The organism is Mycobacterium sp. NGS63 (genome assembly GCF_059812295.1).
The window spans coordinates 299,333-318,926 of the sequence record NZ_JCALCJ010000004.1 but is presented as its reverse complement, the minus strand read 5'-3'; the positions used below and the strand labels follow the sequence as shown (position 1 = coordinate 318,926).

The window sequence follows — 19,594 nt, the reverse complement described above, 5'->3', positions numbered from 1 at the left end:
CGATAGCCGTTGAAGGTCGCCGGCGTCATGCGGTGGACGCGCCGAAACCGTTTGTCGCGTCACCAAATCGTGTCCGCCCGTCGGCGAAGGCAAGCTGTCGTAAGCATGGGATCGCCAGCCTATGTGCGAGCCGCTGAGAAGCCGCTGAGGACGATGACCCCTAGACCCCGCTGAAGCAGTCCTGACCGGTCTGTGACGACTGTGACGATGCCGGGATGGTCGCGTTGGCGGTCGAGAACGTAGCCTCCACGCCGGTATCGGTGACCTTGACGCTGTCGGCGTGGATGCCGAGCGGATAGTTCTGGGTCGCTTTGGACGTGAGACTGTCCAGGTTCTTCTGGACCGTGTCCGTCGACATTTTGGAGCCCAGCGCGCTCAGATTGACCACCTGCAGCGACAGCCCGTTGTTGGCGATCTGGGGCTTGACGGTGGCGCTGTCGAGCATGCCCTTTAATTCGATGGTTCCGTCGCCGGGGTTGGTGGTGACTTTGCTGGTGACAAAAGTGCCGATTACCGGGATGGCGTCCTGGATCGATTGCTTGATGCCATCAGATGACCAGGTGATGGTGCCGTGCAGCGCGCCGATGGTGCCCTTCGAGTTGTTGGTGTCACTCAGGTGCAGGTCCTTGATATCGATGCTGACTTTCATGCCCTTGGCGCTGCGCACCTGATTGCCGGCGGTCTGCACGGAAATGTCGGGGTACTGGCCGCTGAAGTATTGCCAGATCACCGGCGGCATGGCGGCGAATGACACGCTGGCGCTGTCTTGCACCTCGCACGCCACCGCGCTTGCCACCTTGGTCTGAGCCAGGTGGCGGACGTACAGCTCAGCACCGACCACGACGGCCAGGACGACCACCAAGACAATGGTCAAGACCAGAGCGATCGACCGCCGGCTGCCGAACAATCGGCGTCGGATTCCCGCCTGCTTCTCCTTCGGCGGTGGCTGAGTGGATAGCCGCGTGGTGGCCGGCTCCGGCTGCCTGGGCGGCGGGCCGGACTGGCCCTGCCGCGGGGGCTCCGGCCGACTTGGCTGATACGGCGGCGGATTTGGCGGCCGACCGGGCGGCTGTGGTCGGTTCGGCGCCGGCGGCGGTGGGTACGGCCGACCGGCCTGAGGAATCTGCCGGGTCGGAGAATCCGACGGAGGCGTCGGTTGGGGTCGTGGGGGTACCGGCCCCCTACCCGGACCGGGCGGCTGGGACGGGCGATTCCACTCCGGCGAATCGCCGCGCGGCGGCCCTTGGGGAGGTGTCATCAGCCCAATATTGCCTTATCGACGTGAACGCGCTGGTGGCAGACGTGGCGGTCGGAGGCATCCAGCTTTGCTGGCCCGCCCATTGACTCGGGCCGGTGAACCCCGAAGACCGATTTGATATCGACTGCCGCCCGCCACTTCTGTTGGTGAAAGTCAGATATTTAGCATCACGCGATGCAGGAATTGTCGGTCGATGTGTGCCTCCAGCGCTCACGCGCCATTCCCCGGCGCGACGTATTGCGCGGTGCCATCGTTATGTCTGCGCTGCCGGGGTTGTTTGCGGCATCGGCAAGTATCGCCGTTCCCCCGGCGGCTGCCGTCCCTACGGTGGCTGCCGCCACGCCAAAACTGATCGACTTCGCCATGCGCCAAGTTCCGGCCGAGGCCATTCGAGCTGCCGGCTACTCCGGGGTCATCAATTACGTGTCGCTGTCGCGTCCCGGCTCGTCCATGGGAGCCAAGCCGATCACCCGGCCCTACGCCGAGCAGCTGACCGCTGCCGGGCTGATGATCGTCAGCAATTACCAATACGGAAAGCCAGGCGGGACAGCACCATCGGATTTCAGGCGCGGGTTCGAGGGCGGCGTCGCCGATGCTCGCACCGCCTGGAAGCTGCACACCGCGGCGGGCGGCGGTCAGAGTGCCCCCATCTTCTTCAGCGTCGACGAGGACATCAACCACGACACCTGGAACAATTTGGCGCTCAAGTGGTTTCGTGGAATCAATTCGGTACTGGGAGTGCAGCGCACCGGCGTCTACGGCGGTATCGAGGTGTGCCGGTGGGCCGCCGCCGACGGCGTCATCGGAAGTTCGCGCACTCGCGGCCACCGGTGGGCGTGGCAGACCCGGTCCTGGTCCCGCGGTCAGATCGAGCCCGCCGCGGTTCTCTACCAACGGGTGGTGAGTACCGCGTCGAATCCCGGCCCGGTAGTCGGCGGACTCGAAGTCGACGTCAACGACGTCCTTGCCGATGATTGCGGTCAGTGGAATTTACATCCGTGAGCCCGGGTGCCAGCGGGCTGCACATTTCTGGGTGGAGCTAAGGGGACTCGAACCCCTGACCCCCACACTGCCAGTGTGAAACGAGGTGTGCTGGCCCGTATTCGTGGTCTACCGCGTGCCAAATCGTCAAGGACAGCAGGCGCTTTCCGTGCCCATTTGTCTAGCGTGTGTTTGCCCGTGATCGAGTGTGCTAGGACACCGCTAGGACACTCCGAACACGTGTTTGAGCGAGGGCGGCCGAAGATATGCTTCGGTATGAAGACTTTGCATTCCACCGACCTTTGTCGCGTTGGCTCATAGGTCCGCGCCCGACCAGTCTTGTGCCACGTCTCGTCCCTTACGGCTTGGGTGTCTTGTCTGCCGGGTCTAGGGAGCCCCAGCCTTGTTGTGGTCCCCACTCGTATGCGGCCAAAGCGTCAAACAGCACGGCGTTTCTGCCAAGCGAGTGATCTTTCAGGCCCGTCGAGATTTGATATCCGGGTTTCGACGGATCCGTGAGGAACTCCATCAGGAAGTCGCCAACGTCCTGGTCCTGAAGGGTGACCATTAGTTCTAGGTCGAAGCTCGCGCACACATTCGCAGGCATGTTCGGCTTGATCTCCTGAAAATCAAGGATCGCCTGCGCGTTAGCGAGGTTGAAGGGCTCCATAGTGACGATTAGGCCGACGCGCGGCAGCTCTCCCGGGATATGAACGAACTGAGGGTGTTTCTTGGCTATCAGTTCGTCCGTCGTATTCAGTTGCTTGAACGCGCGTCCAAGCATCCGCTTGAACTCGTCCTGAGCGTTTGGCTTGCCAAGACGTATGGCTTCGGTCGGGCGAACCGATTTGACCTCCACCAAAATGACGGTACCTTCGCAGACGACAATCCAATCAACCGATCGCTTGTTGTCCTTGTCGTACACGATCTCCGAGTAAACCTTGGCGTTGGGAATCTGCTCGAGCTGCCGGCCGACGTACCGCTCAAATAGGTCACCGACGTCTTCGGTGAACCTGTTTTCCCACTTCGCAGCGCCTGAGTAATACAAGCCGAGTGGGCTGATCTTGCGAAAGAGTTGGGCTGGGACCGGAACCAATAGTTCCCGTTCGATACCGGCTACAACTGGCTTGGCGAGCAGCGGATTGAAGCTGAACCGTCGGTAGGCTCCCCACATTTTCGGTTCGCGCATGGATTTGAACCATTCCGTCGAGGCAACAAAATTCTTGTCTGTGATTTGCGCCAGGAGTTCAGGAGAGAGCACATCGGTGATCCACTTGAATGCTGGTTTGTTGAACCACTCTGCCGAGAAGCGGCCCTGACTCTTAGTTGCGGCGGCGTGGATCAAGAACCCAGTTCCTACGTATTGCGACAGTGTGCAGCCGAGCAAATCCGCATCCCATCCCGGTCGTATCACCTTCAGCGCGTTTGCGGGCTTCGTATCTTGGAACAGCGCCGCGGTGCGGGCCATGAGATGAAAAGGGTTCTGCTCGTAACTGAGCTGCTCGGAGGTGATCCGGAGCATGAATCCGGCTAGGGAACTGGGATTGTCGGCTGACAGCTCTGGATCATTGACTGCCGCGTAGGCGGCGCAGCAACGCAGCAAGTCGTCGGTCGTGGCAGGTGACCTGTGTTCGTTGCCCGAGACCAGGCTGACACGGGCAATGTCTGCGAGGGTCCACGGCGTGAACTTCATCCAAGGGCTCTTTTGCCAAGATCCGGGCGCTGCGTACTGCGCGGCGGCCGCCGCCAGGAGCGGCATCAGCGAAGACGGCGCGTACTTGCGGACGCGTTGGACATATTCGTGATCGCTGATGCTGTCCCTATAATTGTTTGGCACAGTCGCCAAGCTACATACACATGGCCGACTGTGGAATTCGCGTGGAAACACCAGCGTCGCTTGGAATTCGGCTGCGACAGTTACAACGGCGGTCAGCTCAGGGATGGATTTCTCGGTCGGATCCAGCAGCCGCCGGGAACCAGTTGTCAGGGTGCGGCGGCGAAGCCCCACTCGATCGCCCGAGCCAGCCGGCGTAGGTACAGCTCTCGCTCCGGCGCAGGGCGGGTCATCATGAAGTACGGGTGCTTCGGAAACAAAAGATACGTCGTGCCCGGCGAGTCGGACAGTCGGGTGCGGGGAACACGAAAGGGCCAGTTGAGTTCGCGGCAGACCTCGGGTTCGTAGATCAACTGAACTGCCGCCTTCGCGAACTTACCAACACCGATCACCAGGCGCGGCTGTACGATCTCGCGCAGCTCGGCGCGCAAGAAACCGGCGCAGTTCTGGGTTTCGTGCCGGTAAGGGTCTCGGTCGCCGGGTGGGTGGCAGTGAATTGAGTTGGTAATGAACAGCTGTGCTTTGGCAACTCCGGCTCGCGTAAACGCATCTTCGAGAATGCGCGCACTACCGCCGACGAAAGGCTCCTGCGCCTCCATGCATTTGCGACACAGGGCCTCACCGACGATCGCTACTGGTGAGTCCAGCGACCCGAACCCCGGTGCTGATTCGGTCACGCCGGGCACATTTAGGCGATCGGGGCTAACACACTTGCGGCAAATCTTGATCCTGCGGTCGAGGCGAGCTTTCGCGAGCTGCCGCGATTTGTTCGTCACGGCAGTTCCCTCGGCTGCCTGCCGAGCAGGTCGGCGATGACGGCTTCGAGAGTGTGCTCGAGCATGTCGCTGTGGCGCAACGCCTTCGGCCCGATCGACTCGTCGGTGTAAAAGTAGAGCAACCGTGTGCCGTTAGTGTGCTTCTGCTGGGCCAGATCGCGCGCGGCTTTCATGCGGAACAGCCACACGCTGTCGGTCGATACGTCGACGCACGCGAGCCATTGCGCCTTCGAGTTATCGGGAAATTGCCAACTCAGCAGGTCTTTGCCCTTGCCGCCGGCGGGCTTCGAAGCGAGATTCGCCTTGACCTGAATCGTCGCTGCCGACTCGTGGCCTGGCACGTACATCACCAAGTCGATGCCGGAGTCGGTTGTCAGTCGGGCGCTGTCGATACCGAGCTTGAGGAGCTGATACTGGACCAGAAGCTCACCAGCTGCGCCGATCGCCTGGGTCCCCAACTTAACCTCTTGAAGCACCCGCCAAATCCTACTTGCTGCGGGCCTTCCTAATGTTGCCGTCGCCGGTCGTCTCGTACATGTCGAAGTTGCGCTCGGCGGTCAGTTCGATGAGGTCATCGAAGACCACTCCGAGCGCCACCGGCGCCTCTGGGCTGTCCACTTCGTGGCAGATGACGGACGGCGCGAATGGGTTGGAGTCCACCAGCAACACATAGAGTCGTTCGAATTGCTCGTCGCGGTCAGCCGGGTCCGCTCGCCCGGTGAACAATCGGAACCGGGGAAAGACATTCTCAAAGGTGCTGTTGCGCCGTGGTGTGTGGTCACTGGCCGCGCCGATGTCGAAGAAGAAGAACCCGGCCACGACCGCGAAGGGGAACCGGCGATGCAATGTCGTGGACTCGAATAGCAGGTCGCCGCGCCGGTTGGTGAGGTTCTTCTGGAAGTGCCCACCGACGCCATCGCGGAACATGATCGTCTTGACCGAGCAGGCCAGCATCAGGCCGGATTCCTCAGTGGCCCAGGTGACATCTACCTTCTTAGCTCCGAGTCCGCCCGCGAGACGCCGCTCAGCGCCAGACAGCCCGATTTCGCCGGGTACGCCGGGCCTCGCGGTGTCCATGCCACGCGCCCTCAACTCCTGCGCGATGGCCAGGGCCAGGGCGCTACTAATCTTGTTGCCCCACGGGTTCTTCTGCGCCTGTGGAGCATCGTCGGGCGGCTTCGGACCGGCAGCCTTTACCGCGCCGATGAGCAGGTCATCGATCCGCGCCACGGCGCCCTCTTGCGACTCGTCGGGCGGTTAGTTCTGCGTGGGCATCGCGCAACACGCGGACCTCGGCGCGGCCCATGCCCAGCTCGCCGACCAGCAGCACGTCGTCAACAAGCCTCGAGGCTTCGAGGAGCTTCCCGCCGCGCAGCAATCCGGCCACCTGAGGACGGATGTTCATCAGGCGCTCGGCTGCGGCCTCCACCATTGCCGCCGGAGGAACCGGCAGCCGGTCGGCCTCGCGCGGCTCCAGCTTGAGCATCCCGCCGCCGTAGGCCCTGCCGACGGTCTCAGCGCCGACCAGCGTCATCGACGTCAGCGAGGCCAGCGGCAACAGAGTCTTGCCGAGCTTTCGGACCTTGGGCGCGAGATAGACACCGTGCACGGAGTTAAGGTGCGCGGCCCTGGCGATGTTGGTTGACAGCCGAGGGGTGTCGGCGTTCATGTATGTCAGCAACAGATCGGCCGGAGCCAAATTCGGCACGCGCCACCATGGCTTGCGCACGCGGCACTTGTACGCGGTGTGGACACCAGCGGCCTCCCCGGCGGCGATGTAGGCCCATGCCGCCGGGGACGGCTCGTCCGGTGGGCGGAATAGCCAAGTGGCAGAGCCGTTCCGCCCAAGATCGTTGAGCGCGGCGGTGCCGAACGCCAGCCCGCGCAAGTGACGACTGCCCGGCGGAGACAGCCGCAAGACGTCGGTCCGTTCGAGGCCCAGGTCAACCACTCGGGCGGGCGACAGCGCGAAGTACTTATTGTTGCCTGTGACGATGCCCAGCGTCGTGTCACCCCAGCTCTCAAGGACGGTGAAGCCGCCGCTCGACAGCAGGCCGGTGTAGGCGGTAAGCGCGTCGGCGGACAGCAGCGAAGGCGTCCACTTCTCCTCTGGCCGCGTCGGCGTCCATGTGCGCCCGGCGGCGATCGTCGCCAATTCGGAGGCGTTGCGCGCCTGATAGATCGAGGCGTGGTCGGTCGGACCCTCCAGGTAGCCGTCCGCCAGGAGCAACAGCACCTCCTCTTGCGCGTCGGGGAACACCCGCTCGGTGAAGAGCACCAAATCGACACGGGCAAAAGACGCCAGCAGGAACCTGCGCACATCGGCGGCGTAGTTCACACTCAACAGTTCGGCCGGCAAAACCAGGCCCATGCGACCGCCGGGCTTGAGGAAGAGCGCCGAGTGCACCGCGAACGCTGCCCAGCTCGACGCGAGGTTCGTCAGACCCACCCCCGCGCGCAGCGCCGCCTCGCGTGACCGCGCCCTGGCCATACCGGAGAACTCTTGATAGCGGATATAGGGAGGGTTACCGATCACCACGTCATACGAGCCGGTGGGGTCTACGCAGAAGAAGTCGCTAACCATCACCCGCGCATCCAGTCCGGCGTTCCGCAGTAGCTTTCGCGCCGCGCGTGCCGAGGCATCGTGAACCTCGACACCGTCAAGGGCGGCGAACTGCTCGCCGTCGCCCGGACTGCGGAGCGAGGCCAGCCGGTCAACCGCTGCGAGCAAGAACGAGGCCTCCCCGCAAGATGGTTCGAGGATGCGATCAGCCGTACTGCGAACGGCCCACTCGGTGATGTAGCGGGCCACGAGCTCGGGGGTGAAAAAGGCGCCGCGTGCTTTGCGCAGGGCCGCCGTGTCAACCGCCGACGGCATTAGGGTCATGCCCCGCATCTTGCCTGGTGCTGGTGACACCCCGTTGGAGGCCACACCGGTTTCGGTCAATCAACCGCTGTTCCGGCTCTTCCACTGGCCGACACTGGGCGCGCCAGTCAACGTCCGCCAACCCTGGGTCACCAGGGCGGCGCGACGTCCAGGCTCCTAGCCAGCGAGCGGGAGACGCGCCTGTCTGCTCGGTCACAAAACCTTGCAACAGTGTCGAGGTATCTCGTGAGTTCGGGCCCAGTGGGCTGGATCGTTTGATCCCCGTGAGCGATGCCGTTCCGCGCGTCGACCAGCCCTTGTAGTTCTCGCGTGAGATTCCGCCGCCCCGCGGCGGTTCTCGTTACGTCAGAGATAATATTATCGATCCCGAACATTCGAAATAATCGTATTATGTCCTCCACCTTGGGCGATTTCATCCAGGCAATGTTGGCCTCAGCATCTAATCCCGTAACTCCTTGCCCCGGTAGCCAATGCGAGCTGTAAATTTCAAAGAGTTGCTTCAAATGAATTTCGCGCTGAGTCCACTCTCTAGTTGCGAGCGTCTCCAGCGGTGTCTTGATTTGCCTAAGGAGCATTTTTATCGGCAAGCGATCGGCTTGTGGGGCGATTTCGTTCAACACATCAATAAGAGATTCGTTGATACCGTAGATATACCGCTCGTAATGACTGCAAAGCAAGACGACGCAAGCTCGTCGAGCAGTTATCACAAATTGGAGTCGATCGTGTCTTTTCATACTTGAGCTGAGTTGTCTCGAGTAACCCCGAAGTCGCCGCACCTCATCAAGCCCTTGTTCGAGCTGCGAAAGAGCGTCTGAAGGCATTGTTGACTCAATCGGTTAGACGCAGTCCGGCTTTTTCGCAGGCCCTTCTATACTCGCTCATACGGCCAATCGTTCGAGATCGATCGACAATTGCTCGTTGTATGAAATCCAAAAACTCCGGATTGGTGTGCAGTCCGCCGAACTCTCGACGAAGCGCGGGGGCCAACTCTTCCACGGCTTTCTCATTAGCGTACGAGAGCGTTAGCATCTGGGCTTCGACGAGACCGCGGTTGATATTTCGATCAATAAGTTTGCCCCGTGCATCGGTAAGTCTAAATGCGTTAGTTCCGTACACGGTGCGCACATTTCTCGCTCCTCGCACGAAAATCTCGCCAATGTGGTCCAGTTGCTCCTCCGTGAATTGATTGGCAGCCCTGCAGTAATTATTCAAGAATCTTGGCAACGGCGGTCTATAGGAGCTCAAATCTTGCCGTAAAGCAAGCACTCGTATTATCAGCTCATGATCAACCATCCGGGCCCGCGGCGACTTCGTGTTGATGCAAGTTCGGAAGTCTTGGTTCATAACCCAGTCTGTTTTCACTCGGTTCATGAACTTGCCTCGATAGGTACTATTCCTGATCTCCTGTGCATTCAACGCTACGGACCCTGCATTGAGACGTTCGAATACTTCGAATTTCATGGTTGGATGAGATTCATCTGTAATTATTATGGCTCGTATCACCCTAGTTTTGATTCTGCGTTGGTGAGCCATAGGTAGTTGATGAAATCTCTTACCTCGATGTTCAGCGTCGGAAATGACCTGCAGTCCAGATAGTCTAAATTCGTTCGCAACAAATCGTGCAATCGAAGCTACCCGTTGGTGACCATCGATCACCTCGTAGCGTTCTTCGGGAGCCTCAGCAAGATATATGACTGGTATAGGTACGTTAAGCAGAAGTGACTCGATAAGCCGACTGGCCTTTGCGTTAGACCAAACATACTCGCGCTGAATATCAGGCAGGATAAGTATTTTATCGTTCCACTGATCGATGAGCGTCGATACCGATAAGTCGTACGATTGGGTTACAAGCTTCCTCTCCGCGAGGGGTATCGCGCTGTCACCTTCGTCACTCGGGGTGTCTGCCTCATCGTAATCCGCCATTTGCGTCCTTTCGCCTATTGCTCAATTCGAAATATTGTCATAGCGCCGCGGTCTGATACTGATCAATCGCCGTGTCGCGATGCGGCATTGAGCTCTATAGCTTCGATTTGTTTCAGATCTTGCCCCTCGGCGTTCTTCCACGAGATTAAACCGTTGTTTGTACCCCCGACTAGGAGGGCACCGGCGGCAGACGGACTACTGAAGAGGTGATCTTTAAGAAAGACTATCTTCCCCTCTTCCACGGTGTACGCACCTTGCTCGAGCAGGGCCTCTCTGAGTCGCTTCACCCAGCGGGGGGCGGACGGGCGGAGATCTTTGCGGCCAGTCGAACCGCGAAGGACCAAGATGCCCTCCGAAGTCTGTAATCCTGTTGCGCTGCAGCCAGCTTCCCGGAAGTACAAGACATCCTGATCCGCTGCGCGTCCACTGCTTGAGTCATTAGCGCGGCGGTGCACCTGCTCCAGTATCGGCGTGCCCAAGGTTGCTGCCAGGACTCCGATCGTTTCGAGGAATTCGTTGCAATCTGCCTCGAGGGGTTCGGGCGTGTATGGGTTAATCGCCTGATTACCGTTGATCAATTCGTACCGGCCAGCTTCCGCAGCACGTCTGACTGACAGCCACTCGAGATAGGCGACATGGGTTGATGTCCACTCGTTGGTTAGCGAGACCGCTACAATCGCTTTGTTCCAAAAATCTTTAGATACCGTGTGCTGTTGTATGCGGCTTCCGACATTTCCTGACTGGCCGATATATGCTTTTGGGCTCTGATCCGTTTCACCCGCACCTACCAGGAAATACAAACCGACTTGCCTCGACTCCTGCCGTTCTAGAAACTCGCGAAGCAGCGGCCGAGGGACCTCGAACATGCGAACGGTGCGCGTCGTTAGGTTGGCGATGCGAATACCGGATGGGTTTCCCGACGGCAGATAGATCTGGATCGTCTGCGCCCGCGCCATCCGAGCATCGCCTCCCGTGCCTGATGGTCCTCACTATAGAGCCCGACAAGCTGCTGGAACCGCGGCTCGCAGCGGCGTCACACCCAAGCGGCCGGTAAGACTTCGGTCCGCAAGTTTTTGGCCAAGCCCGCGTGGCACGTCGGTCATGCCCGCCGAGCGGCGATGAAAATCGGGGTGATCCGATCCGGTGGCCGTTCGGGGAGCTACCACCAGCGGCCACGCCGACGCCCAGGAATCTCAATCACGGGCATCTCCCATGGTGCGAGCGGGCGGTCGACGACTGGGCGAATATTCTCGGGACGGATACGCTCCTCATCGTGGTGCCGCTCGAAGATTTCCGCGTGGAAAGCGTTGTGCTCTCTTACCGTATCGATAACCCTTGCGAGAAGGATGTCAAGTCTTCGGACTTCGGCCTCTGCAGCGGTGAGGCGTTCGTAGAACGTAACCGATCGGTGGCCGCACCACTGGCGGAGTAGTTCGTGAACCGGGCATAAGCGCGTTCGGTACCATTCGAACTCCCACTCCGACGTGGTGGTTCGCTTGTCGGAACCATCACGCCCTTCCCAAGCCCGGCCGCGCTTGCAACGCTCTCGGGTCTCAGCCTCGCTGGCCATGACGTTTTCGAGCACCGGCGAAGGGTTGGCGCGGCAAGCGTACTCGGCAATGAGCAGGCTGCCATTGGCAGAAAGCTCGATAGTGCCGACGTTTTCGAACCATTCGACTTGGTCGAGGATGTCCCCAAAGGGCTCCCGCATGATGCACTCAAGTGCATCTTGCCGATAGACAGATGCCCCCTGCTTAACGAGTGACGTGTCAAACGCAGCAACGGCTTCTGGAATGAGAGATCGAAAACATCATTAACCGCCCACTCCTCGGTTTCATCCAGCGAATTGCGGTCAAGCCGCTGCCAGTTGGCCGTCAGCTCGTCGTATTCCGCGACTTCGCTCCACGCCCTCGGCAGGCGGGTGCTGGGCACGTTATCTCGAATTCGACCTGGAAACCGGCGCGCTGCGCATCCGACGGGCGCGCGTTGACGTGAACGGCAAGGACACCATCGTCCCGACCAAGACCGAGCGCAGCGCCCGCGATCTACCGGTGCCGCCAAGGGAACTCGGGATGCTCAAAGCCATGCGTGCGGTCCATCTGCGCGAGCGCCTGGCCGGGGGCCGACCGCTGGCTGACGGGGACCTGCTGCTCTCGCGAGTCGACGGCACACCGCTGCCGGTGCGCGACTACAGCCGTGAGTTCGCCGCCCAGCGCAGCGCCGCGGGACTCAAGGCGATCCCGCTCGGAAAGCTGCGGCACTCCAATATCTCTCGGATGCGCGCGGCGGGTATCGCCGCCGATGTGGTCGCCGCCTGGCACGGCCACACCGAGCGGATGACGCAGGCCGTCTACGGGCGCGCAACTGACGACCGTCTAACCGCCGCGTCGGCGGTGTTCTCGTTAGCGATAGATTTAGGACACTTTGACCTGCGCGGGCGCTCCCTCGCAAACGACAACGCCCGCTCCGACCGAGGTCAGAACGGGGATTTCTGGGTGGAGCTAAGGGGACTCGAACCCCTGACCCCCACACTGCCAGTGTGGTGCGCTACCAGCTGCGCCATAGCCCCAAGCGATGCCCATCGAAGTTACACCAAGGGTAACCGTGGTTCAAAGCTGCTGCTCAGGCAGGTTCAGCGTATGCGGAGACGGCAACGGATCGGGCTGCGGTTCGGGCACCGTCCGGGTTTCCGGCGCCGCCACCCAGCCGACCGCGGCGATCAACAGAACCACCCCGCTGATGGTGAAGCCCCAGCCGTAGCTCAGCCGCTCGGCCACCCAACCGAGCGTCATCGAGCCGACGATGGCGCCCAAGTCGGACATCATCTGCACCGCGGCCACCGGGGCGCCCGCGCGCGCCTCACTGCCGAGGATGTCGGCCACCGCCGCCTGCATCGGCGACATGTAGATGCCCGTCACCGCGCCGACGACAAACGCCGCCGCAAGGAACGCATGCAACGACGACGCGGCGCCCAGAAAGATGGTCGCCACACCGGACAGCGCCAGACCCACGATCATCAACGTGCGCCGCCCCATCCGATCGGACAGGTAGCCACTGGGGATCATGGCCACCGCGTTGCCCCCGGCGAAAGCCGCGAGCGCGACGCCGATGATGCCGACGCCGCGGCCCATGACGTCGGTGATGAACAACGGGACCAGGGCGACGCGAAGGCCGAATGCCGACCAGCCGGTCGCGAAGTTGGCCCCCAACGACGACCAATAGGCGCGGAACCGCAGCGCTTCGCGCATCGTCACCGTCGACCGCGTCGGCGGGCCCGGTGCGGCCAGCGTCGAATTGCGCAGGCTATAGAACAGCACCACCGCCACGCCCAGCAGCGCGACGCCGTACACGATGAACGGGGCGGTCAGCCCCCAACCCGCCGCCAACGCGCCGACGGCCGGCCCGGCGACCGCGCCAATCATGAACGACGTGGTGAATAGACCCGCGACGCGTCCGCGCGCGTCGGGCGGGCTGATATGGATCATCAATCCCAAGGCCGACACGTAGAACATCGTCGAGCCGATTCCGCTGATGACGCGGTAGAGGAGCAATTGCCAATAAGCCTGGGAAAACGCGCATGCGGCGGTGGCGATCGCGACGATCAGCATGCCGCCGATGTAAATGCGCCGCTCTCCCAGCTTCTGCACCAGCTGGCCGCTGATCGGCGCGAAACACAGCCTGCTCAACGAAAAGACGGTGACCAAGAATGTCACCGCCTTGATGCTGACCCCGAAACTGCGGGCGAAGGATGGCAGCGCCGGAGAAATGACACCGTAGCCCAGCGCGACCATGATATTTGCCCAGCTAAGGATCCAAACTTCGCGCGGCAGCCGGGTCGAACGCGACGCGCGCGCCCCCGGGCGGGCAAGGCGGAGGGAAAGGGTCACCCGATGACTTTAGAAACCACCTCGCGCGCACTTTCTTGCACCTCCGCTAAATGCTCGGGCCCGTTGAAAGATTCCGCATAAATCTTGTAGACGTCCTCAGTGCCCGACGGCCGCGCGGCGAACCACGCGTTGGCGGTCGTCACCTTCAGCCCGCCCAGCGGCGCGCCGTTGCCGGGCGCGGCGGTCAGCTTCGCGGTGATCGGCTCCCCCGCCAGCTCCGTGGCGCTGACCTCGTCGGGCGACAGCCTGGACAGCCGGGCCTTCTGCTCGCGGTCGGCGGGCGCGTCGACGCGCGCGTAGCACGGGGCGCCGTACTCGTCGGTCAGCTCGCGGTAGCGTTGCGAGGGGCTCGAACCGGTGACGGCCAGGATCTCAGAAGCCAAGAGCGCCAGGATGATTCCGTCCTTGTCGGTGGTCCACACCGATCCGTCGCGCCGCAGGAACGACGCCCCGGCCGACTCCTCGCCGCCGAAGCCGATCGTGCCGCCGAGCAGGCCGTCGACGAACCACTTGAACCCGACCGGCACCTCGACGAGCGTGCGGCCGATGCCGGCGACCACCCGGTCGATGATCGACGAGCTGACCGCCGTCTTGCCCACCGCGATGCCGCCCGGCCACGACGGGCGGTGGGTGTAGAGGTAGTCGATGGCCACCGCCAGGTAGTGATTCGGGTTGAGCAGCCCCTCGTCGGGGGTGACGATGCCGTGGCGGTCGGAATCGGCGTCGTTGCCGGTGGCGATCTGGTAGCGCGCCCGGTTGCCGATCAGCCCAGCCATCGCGTCCGGCGAGCTGCAGTCCATCCGGATCTTGCCGTCGTGGTCGAGCGTCATGAACCGCCACGTCGCGTCGACCAGCGGATTGACCACGGTCAGGTCCAGCCCATGGCGCTGGGCGATCTCGCCCCAGTAGTCGACGCTGGCGCCGCCCAGCGGGTCGGCGCCGATCCGCACCCCGGCCTCGCGGATGGCGGCGACGTCGACCACGCTCGGCAGGTCGTCGACGTAGGCGCCCAGGTAGTCGTAGCGCTGGGCGGCGGCGAGCGCGCGGCTGAAAGGCACCCGCTTCACTCCCGAGCCGTCACGCAGAATCTCGTTGGCGCGCTTGGCGATTGCGTTGGTCGCGTCGGTGTCCGCGGGGCCGCCGTTGGGCGGGTTGTACTTGAATCCGCCGTCGGCCGGCGGGTTGTGCGACGGCGTGACGACGATCCCGTCGGCCAGCGCCGCGGTGCGGCCGCGGTTGTACGCCAGGATGGCGTGGCTGATCGCCGGCGTCGGCGTGTAGCGGTCGCGGCTGTCGACCACGGCCAGCACTTCGTTGCCGGCCAGCACCTCCAGCGCCGACACCCAGGCCGGCTCCGAAAGGCCGTGGGTGTCACGCCCGATGAACAGCGGCCCGGTGGTGCCGTGCGCGGCGCGGTACTCGACGATGGCCTGCGTGATGGCCAGGATGTGGGCCTCGTTGAATGCGCCGTTGAGGGCCGAGCCGCGGTGACCCGACGTGCCGAACACGACCTGCTGGGCGACGTCGTCCGGGTCGGGTTCGATCGCGTAATAGGACGTGACGAGGTGGGGCAGGTCGACAAGGTCTTCGGGCTGGGCCGGCTGACCGGCGCGCGGGTGGGCCATGGTTACCAATTCTGCCCGTGCCCGCCGCCTACGCTGCAAGGCGTGCCCCAACCCGACTATCGCGAGCTGGCCGCGGTTTTCGCCGGCGGCGCGCTGGGCGCCCTGGCGCGCGCGGCGCTGGGCGTCGCCGTCGTCCGCGACCCGGCGAGCTGGCCCTGGCCGACGTTCGTCGTCAACATCGTCGGGGCGATCCTGGTCGGCTATTTCACCACCCGGCTGCTGGAGCGGCTGCCGGTGTCCAGTTACCGGCGGCCCCTGCTCGGCACCGGATTCTGCGGCGGGTTGACCACGTTCTCCACGATGCAGGTCGAGACCGTGGCGATGATCGAGCACGGCCATTGGGCCCTGGCCGCCGCGTACGCCGCCAGCAGCGTCGCGCTGGGCCTGCTGGCCGTCTACCTGACCACGGCGCTGGTGCGACGGGTGAGGGTGCGCACGTGACGGCGGTGTTGGTCTGGGCCGGGGTGGCGGTCGTCGGCGGCATCGGATCGGTGCTGCGCTTCGTGGTCGATCGCGCCGTGGCCCGCCGGGTCGCCCGGGCATTCCCGTTCGGAACCCTGGCCGTCAACGTCAGCGGTGCCGCGTTGCTCGGCTTCCTCGGAGCCCTGGCGCTGAGCAGGAACGCGGCGCTCGTCGCGGGGACCGGATTCGTTGGCGCCTACACCACCTTTTCCACCTGGATGCTGGAAACCCACCGCCTCGGCGAGGAACGCCGCACGCGCACGGCGCTGGCCAACATCGTCGTCAGCATCGCCCTCGGGATGGCCGCCGCCGTGCTCGGGCAATGGCTTGGGCAACAATTCATTTCGCGTTCGTAATGCCGCTCAGCAACGCGTCCAGCAGTCCATCGAAGCGCGCCTTCGGGACCGGTTGCGTGAGCGCCTGCAGGAGCAACGTGCCGATCAGCGCGCCGGCGACGGCGTCGAGGTCGGTGCCGGCGCGAAGTTCTCCATCCTCGACGGCCTGACGCAGCCGCGTCGTCAGCCCGGCGTGCTGGGGCGCGCTCAGTTGCCGATACAGGGCCGCGCCGTCGTCCGGGCTGGCCGCCGCCGCGGCGACCAGCGCCCGCACCAGCGCCGCGTTCGCCGGCTCGGCCAGGAAGTCGGCGTGCTCGTCGAGCCACGACCGTAGGTCGGCGCGGATGTCTCCGGTCTGCGCGACGGGAAACGAGCCCGATCCGCCGTAGGCCTCCAGAACCGCCTCGGCCACCAGCGGCGCCTTCGACGACCACCGGCGGTAGAGGGTCTTCTTCCCCACCCCCGCGCGCGCCGCGACGCTTTCCATCGACAGCTCGGCGTAGCTCCCGGTCGCCAGCAGCTCGCGGGCGGCCACCAGTATCGCCTGGTGAAGCCCGGTATCGCGGGGCCGGCCACGGGGTAGTGTCACAAAGGATACGATACGTGTCGTTTCCTGCTTTTCGACGGAAGGACCGCCGTGACCTACTCGCTGACGGTGCCCAAGGACTGGGAGGACATCACGCCGGAATGGATGTCGGCGGCGCTGGCGGCGGACCACCCCGGTGCGACGGTCGAATCGGTGACCGTGGATGCGCGCGACGACGGCACCAACCGCCGGGCCCGCCTCCGGGTGACCTACTCGGCCGGCAGCGGGCCGGCGACCGTGTTCGCCAAGGCCGCCGATCCCGACCACAAGGCGATGATCCGCATGACGAGCGGCATGTTTCACGAGCCGCGACTGTTCACCTGCGGGGCGCAACTGCCCCTAGAGCACCCCGCGGTTTACACCGCGTTGATCGACGAGGCGGACTACGACTTCGTGATGATCATGGAGGACCTCACCGCCCGCGGAGCCGATCCCCGCGACGCCACCAGGCCGATGACCGTCGACGAAGTCGCCACGGGCGTAAGGGGTTTGGGGCGGATGCACGGCAAGTATTGGGGCGACCGGGTGCTGCGCGATCCGGCCCTGGGCTGGCTGGAGCCCTTCTTGCCGTGGGACGGAATGGAATTCGCGCCGCTGCCCAGCGCGCTGGAACGCCTCGGCGATGACGCGCCCGCGGCCGTCACGTCGTTGACCATCGACCGGCTGATCGAGTCCATCTGGAAGCCCTACATCCGAACGCTGACCACGTCACCGCAGACCCTGCTGCACGGCGACCCCCACATCGGCAACACCTACCTGCTACCCGGCGGCGAGGTCGGCTTTCTCGACTGGCAGGTCGCCCGCCGGGGCAATTGGTCGCTGGATCTGGGTTATTTCCTGCAGGGCGCCCTGACCGTCGAGGATCGCCGCCGCAGCGAGCGCGCGCTGCTCGAGGAGTATCGCGACTCGCTGGGGCTGCCCACCGAAGAGATGCCTACGGCCGACGAAATCTGGTTGCGCTACCGGGCGTCGGTGGCTCACGGGCTCACCCTGTGGCTGTGTACGGCCAGCGCCGGGGAACTGTGGCAGCGCCCCGACATCGCTTTGGCTCTGGCGCGACGGTATTCGATCGCCTACGGCGATCTCGATACGGCGTCGGCGTTGACCGAAATCGCCGAATAACCCGGTCAGCCCTCGCGGAGCTTCGGAACGTCGTCGGGGGTGAGGGGCAGCGCATAGAGCGCCATGCGCCGATTCGACATGTCGTGCTCGCCGAGGAACACGCACCCGGCGCGCTCGCAGAAGCGCCGCGCGGTCTTGTTGCGGTGGTCGGGATCAAACATGATCCGCCGGCACCGCGGATCCTGTCCGAGCACGCTGGCCACGAAGTGCGGCAGCACGAACCCGGCGATCCCCCGGTTCACCAACTCTTCGTCGGCGATGGCGGCGTGTATTCCCAAGTCGTAGGGGTCGGCTTCGTACCGGGTCGCGATGGAATCCTTTGCGGCGCGGTACAATTCGATGTAGGCGTGGTCTTGGCCATCCAGGCTGGCAAAGAACGGCCGGGAATAGGCGCCATCGAGCTGCGCGCGCAGGTAGCGACGCCAGCGCTCCGCCGGCCAGGCATACTCCCATGATTCGGCCAGCGCGGGCCGGTTCATCCATTCCGCGATCATGTCCGCGTCGGCGTCCGGGTCGGCGAGCCGGAACGCGTACGGATCGGGAACCTCTGCCGCGCCGGGCGGCGGCGGGACGTTGCGGACCTCGTCGCTGAGATCGGTCAATTCCCGCGGCAGGATCACTTCCGGTTCGCTCATACTAAATTTTCAGCCTACCGAAGCCATTTGTCGGCCAGCGCCGAAACCCAGTCGGTGGCGGCATCCGGGCGATCCGGCGGCGCCGCCACGAGGACCAGCTCGTCGACACCCAGCTCCTCGAGCGCCCCGATGTCGCCGGCGTTAGGACTGCGCAGCGCCACCGACACCCGCAGCGCCGCGCGGTCGCGCCCCGACTCGGCGCACAGCCGCTCGAGGCGGCCGACCCGCTCGCTCACCGTGCCCACCCCGTCCAGGTTGAAGCCGTACCAGCCGTCGCCCCACGTCGCCGCACGCCGCAGCGCCGCATCGCTGTTGCCCCCGAGAGCAACCGGGATGCGCCGACCGCGCAGCGGCTTGGGGTTGACGCGGATTCCCTCGAAGCCGACGAACCGACCGTCGAACGAGGCGACGTCGTCACGCCACAAGGTGCGCATCGCGGCGACGTACTCGGCCGTTCGCGCCGCGCGGTGCTCGAACGGCACACCGAGCGCGTCGAATTCGTCTTTCGACCACCCGACACCGACCCCCAGCGTCAACCGCCCGCCGCTCAACCGATCCAGGCTCGCGGCCTGCTTGGCCACCACCACCGGGTTGTGTTCGGGCAGCAGCAGCACCCCCGTCGCCACGCCGATCCGGGACGAGGCGGCCGCGGCGAAACTCAGCGCGATCATCGGATCGAGCCAATCCGCTTGTGCGGGAACGGCTATGACGCCGTCGTCGGAGTACGGGTAGCGCGAACCTGGTCGATCCACCATGACGACGTGCTCGCCCACCCACAGGGTGGCGAAGCCGCAGCCGTCCGCGGCCGATGCGACGGCGTCGATCACCGCCCGGTCAGCGCCGGCACCGATTCCCAGGGCGTGCAATCCCAGCCGCACCGCACGATCGTCTCACGGCGATCAGCGGCTCTTGAGCAGCTTCGCCAAGACCGCGGCTTGGCTGATGTCCACGTCGCGGGTGGCCGTCACCAGGGTCACGACGCCGCGCTTGGTCAACGTGCGCAGCTCCGCCAGCGCGGGGTTGTCGTGAAGTTCGTCTTTGTAGCGCGCCGCGAACTCGTCGAACTTCTTCGGGTCGTGCTGGTACCACTCGCGCAGCTCCTTCGACGGGGCGACGTCTTTGAGCCACGTGCCCGCGCGCGGGTCGTCCTTGCGGATCCCGCGCGGCCAGACGCGATCTACCAACACACGCTGCCCCTCGTCGGAAACGGGCTCGTCGTATACGCGCGCCACCCGGATCCCGCTTTTGGCGGCCATGGGGCCCAGGCTAGCGGCGGGTCGTTT

General features: G+C 64.0%; 20 protein-coding genes and 1 tRNA gene. 4 read left to right on the top strand and 17 right to left on the bottom strand.

Translation table 11 applies throughout. The features are described from left to right. Positions 1 to 160: 160 nt before the first annotated feature. The gene (locus AC5Y4Z_RS12095; RefSeq protein WP_499963955.1) at positions 161 to 859 is read right to left on the bottom strand and encodes an LmeA family phospholipid-binding protein; all 699 of its coding nucleotides are present in this window, start codon (positions 857 to 859) and stop codon (positions 161 to 163) included. A gap of 573 nt (positions 860 to 1,432) precedes the next feature. Here AC5Y4Z_RS12095 and AC5Y4Z_RS12090 point away from each other — a divergent pair. Beyond that, the gene (locus tag AC5Y4Z_RS12090; protein ID WP_499963952.1) at positions 1,433 to 2,260 is read left to right on the top strand and encodes a DUF1906 domain-containing protein; all 828 of its coding nucleotides are present in this window, start codon (positions 1,433 to 1,435) and stop codon (positions 2,258 to 2,260) included. Positions 2,261 to 2,597: 337 nt separating this feature from the next. Here the strand turns inward: AC5Y4Z_RS12090 and AC5Y4Z_RS12085 are convergent, their stop codons facing one another. From AC5Y4Z_RS12085 to pgm, 12 genes are all read right to left on the bottom strand, one after another. Beyond that, the gene (locus AC5Y4Z_RS12085; RefSeq protein WP_499963950.1) at positions 2,598 to 4,076 is read right to left on the bottom strand and encodes a nuclease-related domain-containing protein; all 1,479 of its coding nucleotides are present in this window, start codon (positions 4,074 to 4,076) and stop codon (positions 2,598 to 2,600) included. A gap of 146 nt (positions 4,077 to 4,222) precedes the next feature. Beyond that, positions 4,223 to 4,849: a uracil-DNA glycosylase family protein gene (locus tag AC5Y4Z_RS12080; protein ID WP_499963948.1), complete on the bottom strand. Its 627-nt coding sequence runs from the start codon at positions 4,847 to 4,849 to the stop codon at positions 4,223 to 4,225. Then, positions 4,846 to 5,325: a hypothetical protein gene (locus AC5Y4Z_RS12075; RefSeq protein WP_499963946.1), complete on the bottom strand. Its 480-nt coding sequence runs from the start codon at positions 5,323 to 5,325 to the stop codon at positions 4,846 to 4,848. The genes AC5Y4Z_RS12080 and AC5Y4Z_RS12075 overlap by 4 nt, the downstream gene beginning before the upstream one ends. Positions 5,326 to 5,335: 10 nt before the next feature. Beyond that, on the bottom strand, positions 5,336 to 6,079 hold the full coding sequence (locus tag AC5Y4Z_RS12070) for a hypothetical protein (protein WP_499963944.1): 744 nt from the start codon (positions 6,077 to 6,079) through the stop codon (positions 5,336 to 5,338). Then, positions 6,063 to 7,736 carry an N-6 DNA methylase gene (locus tag AC5Y4Z_RS12065; RefSeq protein ID WP_499964786.1) on the bottom strand — a complete coding sequence of 558 codons (1,674 nt, stop codon included), beginning with the start codon at positions 7,734 to 7,736 and terminating at the stop codon, positions 6,063 to 6,065. The genes AC5Y4Z_RS12070 and AC5Y4Z_RS12065 overlap by 17 nt, the downstream gene beginning before the upstream one ends. Before the next feature lie 128 nt (positions 7,737 to 7,864). After that, entirely contained in the window at positions 7,865 to 8,557 is a 693-nt protein-coding gene (locus AC5Y4Z_RS12060; protein ID WP_499963942.1) for an MAE_28990/MAE_18760 family HEPN-like nuclease, read from the bottom strand. 7 nt (positions 8,558 to 8,564) lie between these two features. After that, positions 8,565 to 9,659, bottom strand: coding sequence for a DUF262 domain-containing protein (locus tag AC5Y4Z_RS12055; protein WP_499963940.1), 1,095 nt, complete (start codon positions 9,657 to 9,659; stop codon positions 8,565 to 8,567). 62 nt (positions 9,660 to 9,721) lie between these two features. Beyond that, entirely contained in the window at positions 9,722 to 10,615 is an 894-nt protein-coding gene (locus tag AC5Y4Z_RS12050) for a GIY-YIG nuclease family protein (RefSeq protein WP_499963938.1), read from the bottom strand. Positions 10,616 to 10,818: 203 nt separating this feature from the next. Further along, positions 10,819 to 11,370 carry a hypothetical protein gene (locus tag AC5Y4Z_RS12045; protein ID WP_499963936.1) on the bottom strand — a complete coding sequence of 184 codons (552 nt, stop codon included), beginning with the start codon at positions 11,368 to 11,370 and terminating at the stop codon, positions 10,819 to 10,821. A 785-nt stretch (positions 11,371 to 12,155) separates the two neighbouring features. After that, positions 12,156 to 12,228: transfer RNA gene (locus AC5Y4Z_RS12040), tRNA-Ala, on the bottom strand. A 40-nt stretch (positions 12,229 to 12,268) separates the two neighbouring features. Further along, positions 12,269 to 13,546, bottom strand: coding sequence for an MFS transporter (locus AC5Y4Z_RS12035; protein WP_499963934.1), 1,278 nt, complete (start codon positions 13,544 to 13,546; stop codon positions 12,269 to 12,271). Next, complete coding sequence (gene pgm / locus AC5Y4Z_RS12030) at positions 13,543 to 15,171, bottom strand: phosphoglucomutase (alpha-D-glucose-1,6-bisphosphate-dependent) (protein WP_499963932.1); 1,629 nt, start codon at positions 15,169 to 15,171, stop codon at positions 13,543 to 13,545. The genes AC5Y4Z_RS12035 and pgm overlap by 4 nt, the downstream gene beginning before the upstream one ends. Positions 15,172 to 15,213: 42 nt before the next feature. Between pgm and crcB (AC5Y4Z_RS12025) the strand changes: the two genes are divergently transcribed. Further along, positions 15,214 to 15,612: a fluoride efflux transporter CrcB gene (gene crcB / locus AC5Y4Z_RS12025; protein WP_499963930.1), complete on the top strand. Its 399-nt coding sequence runs from the start codon at positions 15,214 to 15,216 to the stop codon at positions 15,610 to 15,612. After that, positions 15,609 to 15,989, top strand: coding sequence for a fluoride efflux transporter CrcB (gene crcB, locus AC5Y4Z_RS12020; RefSeq protein ID WP_499963928.1), 381 nt, complete (start codon positions 15,609 to 15,611; stop codon positions 15,987 to 15,989). The genes crcB (AC5Y4Z_RS12025) and crcB (AC5Y4Z_RS12020) overlap by 4 nt, the downstream gene beginning before the upstream one ends. Here the strand turns inward: crcB (AC5Y4Z_RS12020) and AC5Y4Z_RS12015 are convergent. Beyond that, entirely contained in the window at positions 15,973 to 16,557 is a 585-nt protein-coding gene (locus tag AC5Y4Z_RS12015) for a TetR/AcrR family transcriptional regulator (RefSeq protein ID WP_499963926.1), read from the bottom strand. The two genes, crcB (AC5Y4Z_RS12020) and AC5Y4Z_RS12015, sit on opposite strands and share 17 nt — an antisense overlap. A gap of 102 nt (positions 16,558 to 16,659) precedes the next feature. On the opposite strand from AC5Y4Z_RS12015, the gene AC5Y4Z_RS12010 reads away from it, so the two are divergent. Further along, on the top strand, positions 16,660 to 17,676 hold the full coding sequence (locus AC5Y4Z_RS12010; protein WP_499964784.1) for a phosphotransferase: 1,017 nt from the start codon (positions 16,660 to 16,662) through the stop codon (positions 17,674 to 17,676). Positions 17,677 to 17,681: 5 nt separating this feature from the next. Here AC5Y4Z_RS12010 and AC5Y4Z_RS12005 read toward each other — a convergent pair whose 3' ends face one another. The 3 genes from AC5Y4Z_RS12005 to AC5Y4Z_RS11995 are packed head-to-tail and all read right to left on the bottom strand — an operon-like array spanning position 17,682 to position 19,567. Continuing rightward, a complete protein-coding gene (locus tag AC5Y4Z_RS12005) occupies positions 17,682 to 18,311 on the bottom strand; it encodes a GNAT family N-acetyltransferase (protein ID WP_499963924.1) in 630 nt (209 codons plus the stop codon). A gap of 14 nt (positions 18,312 to 18,325) precedes the next feature. Continuing rightward, a complete protein-coding gene (locus AC5Y4Z_RS12000; RefSeq protein WP_499963922.1) occupies positions 18,326 to 19,189 on the bottom strand; it encodes an LLM class F420-dependent oxidoreductase in 864 nt (287 codons plus the stop codon). 21 nt (positions 19,190 to 19,210) lie between these two features. Next, positions 19,211 to 19,567 carry a DUF488 domain-containing protein gene (locus tag AC5Y4Z_RS11995; RefSeq protein ID WP_499963920.1) on the bottom strand — a complete coding sequence of 119 codons (357 nt, stop codon included), beginning with the start codon at positions 19,565 to 19,567 and terminating at the stop codon, positions 19,211 to 19,213. Between the last annotated feature and the right edge of the window lie 27 nt (positions 19,568 to 19,594).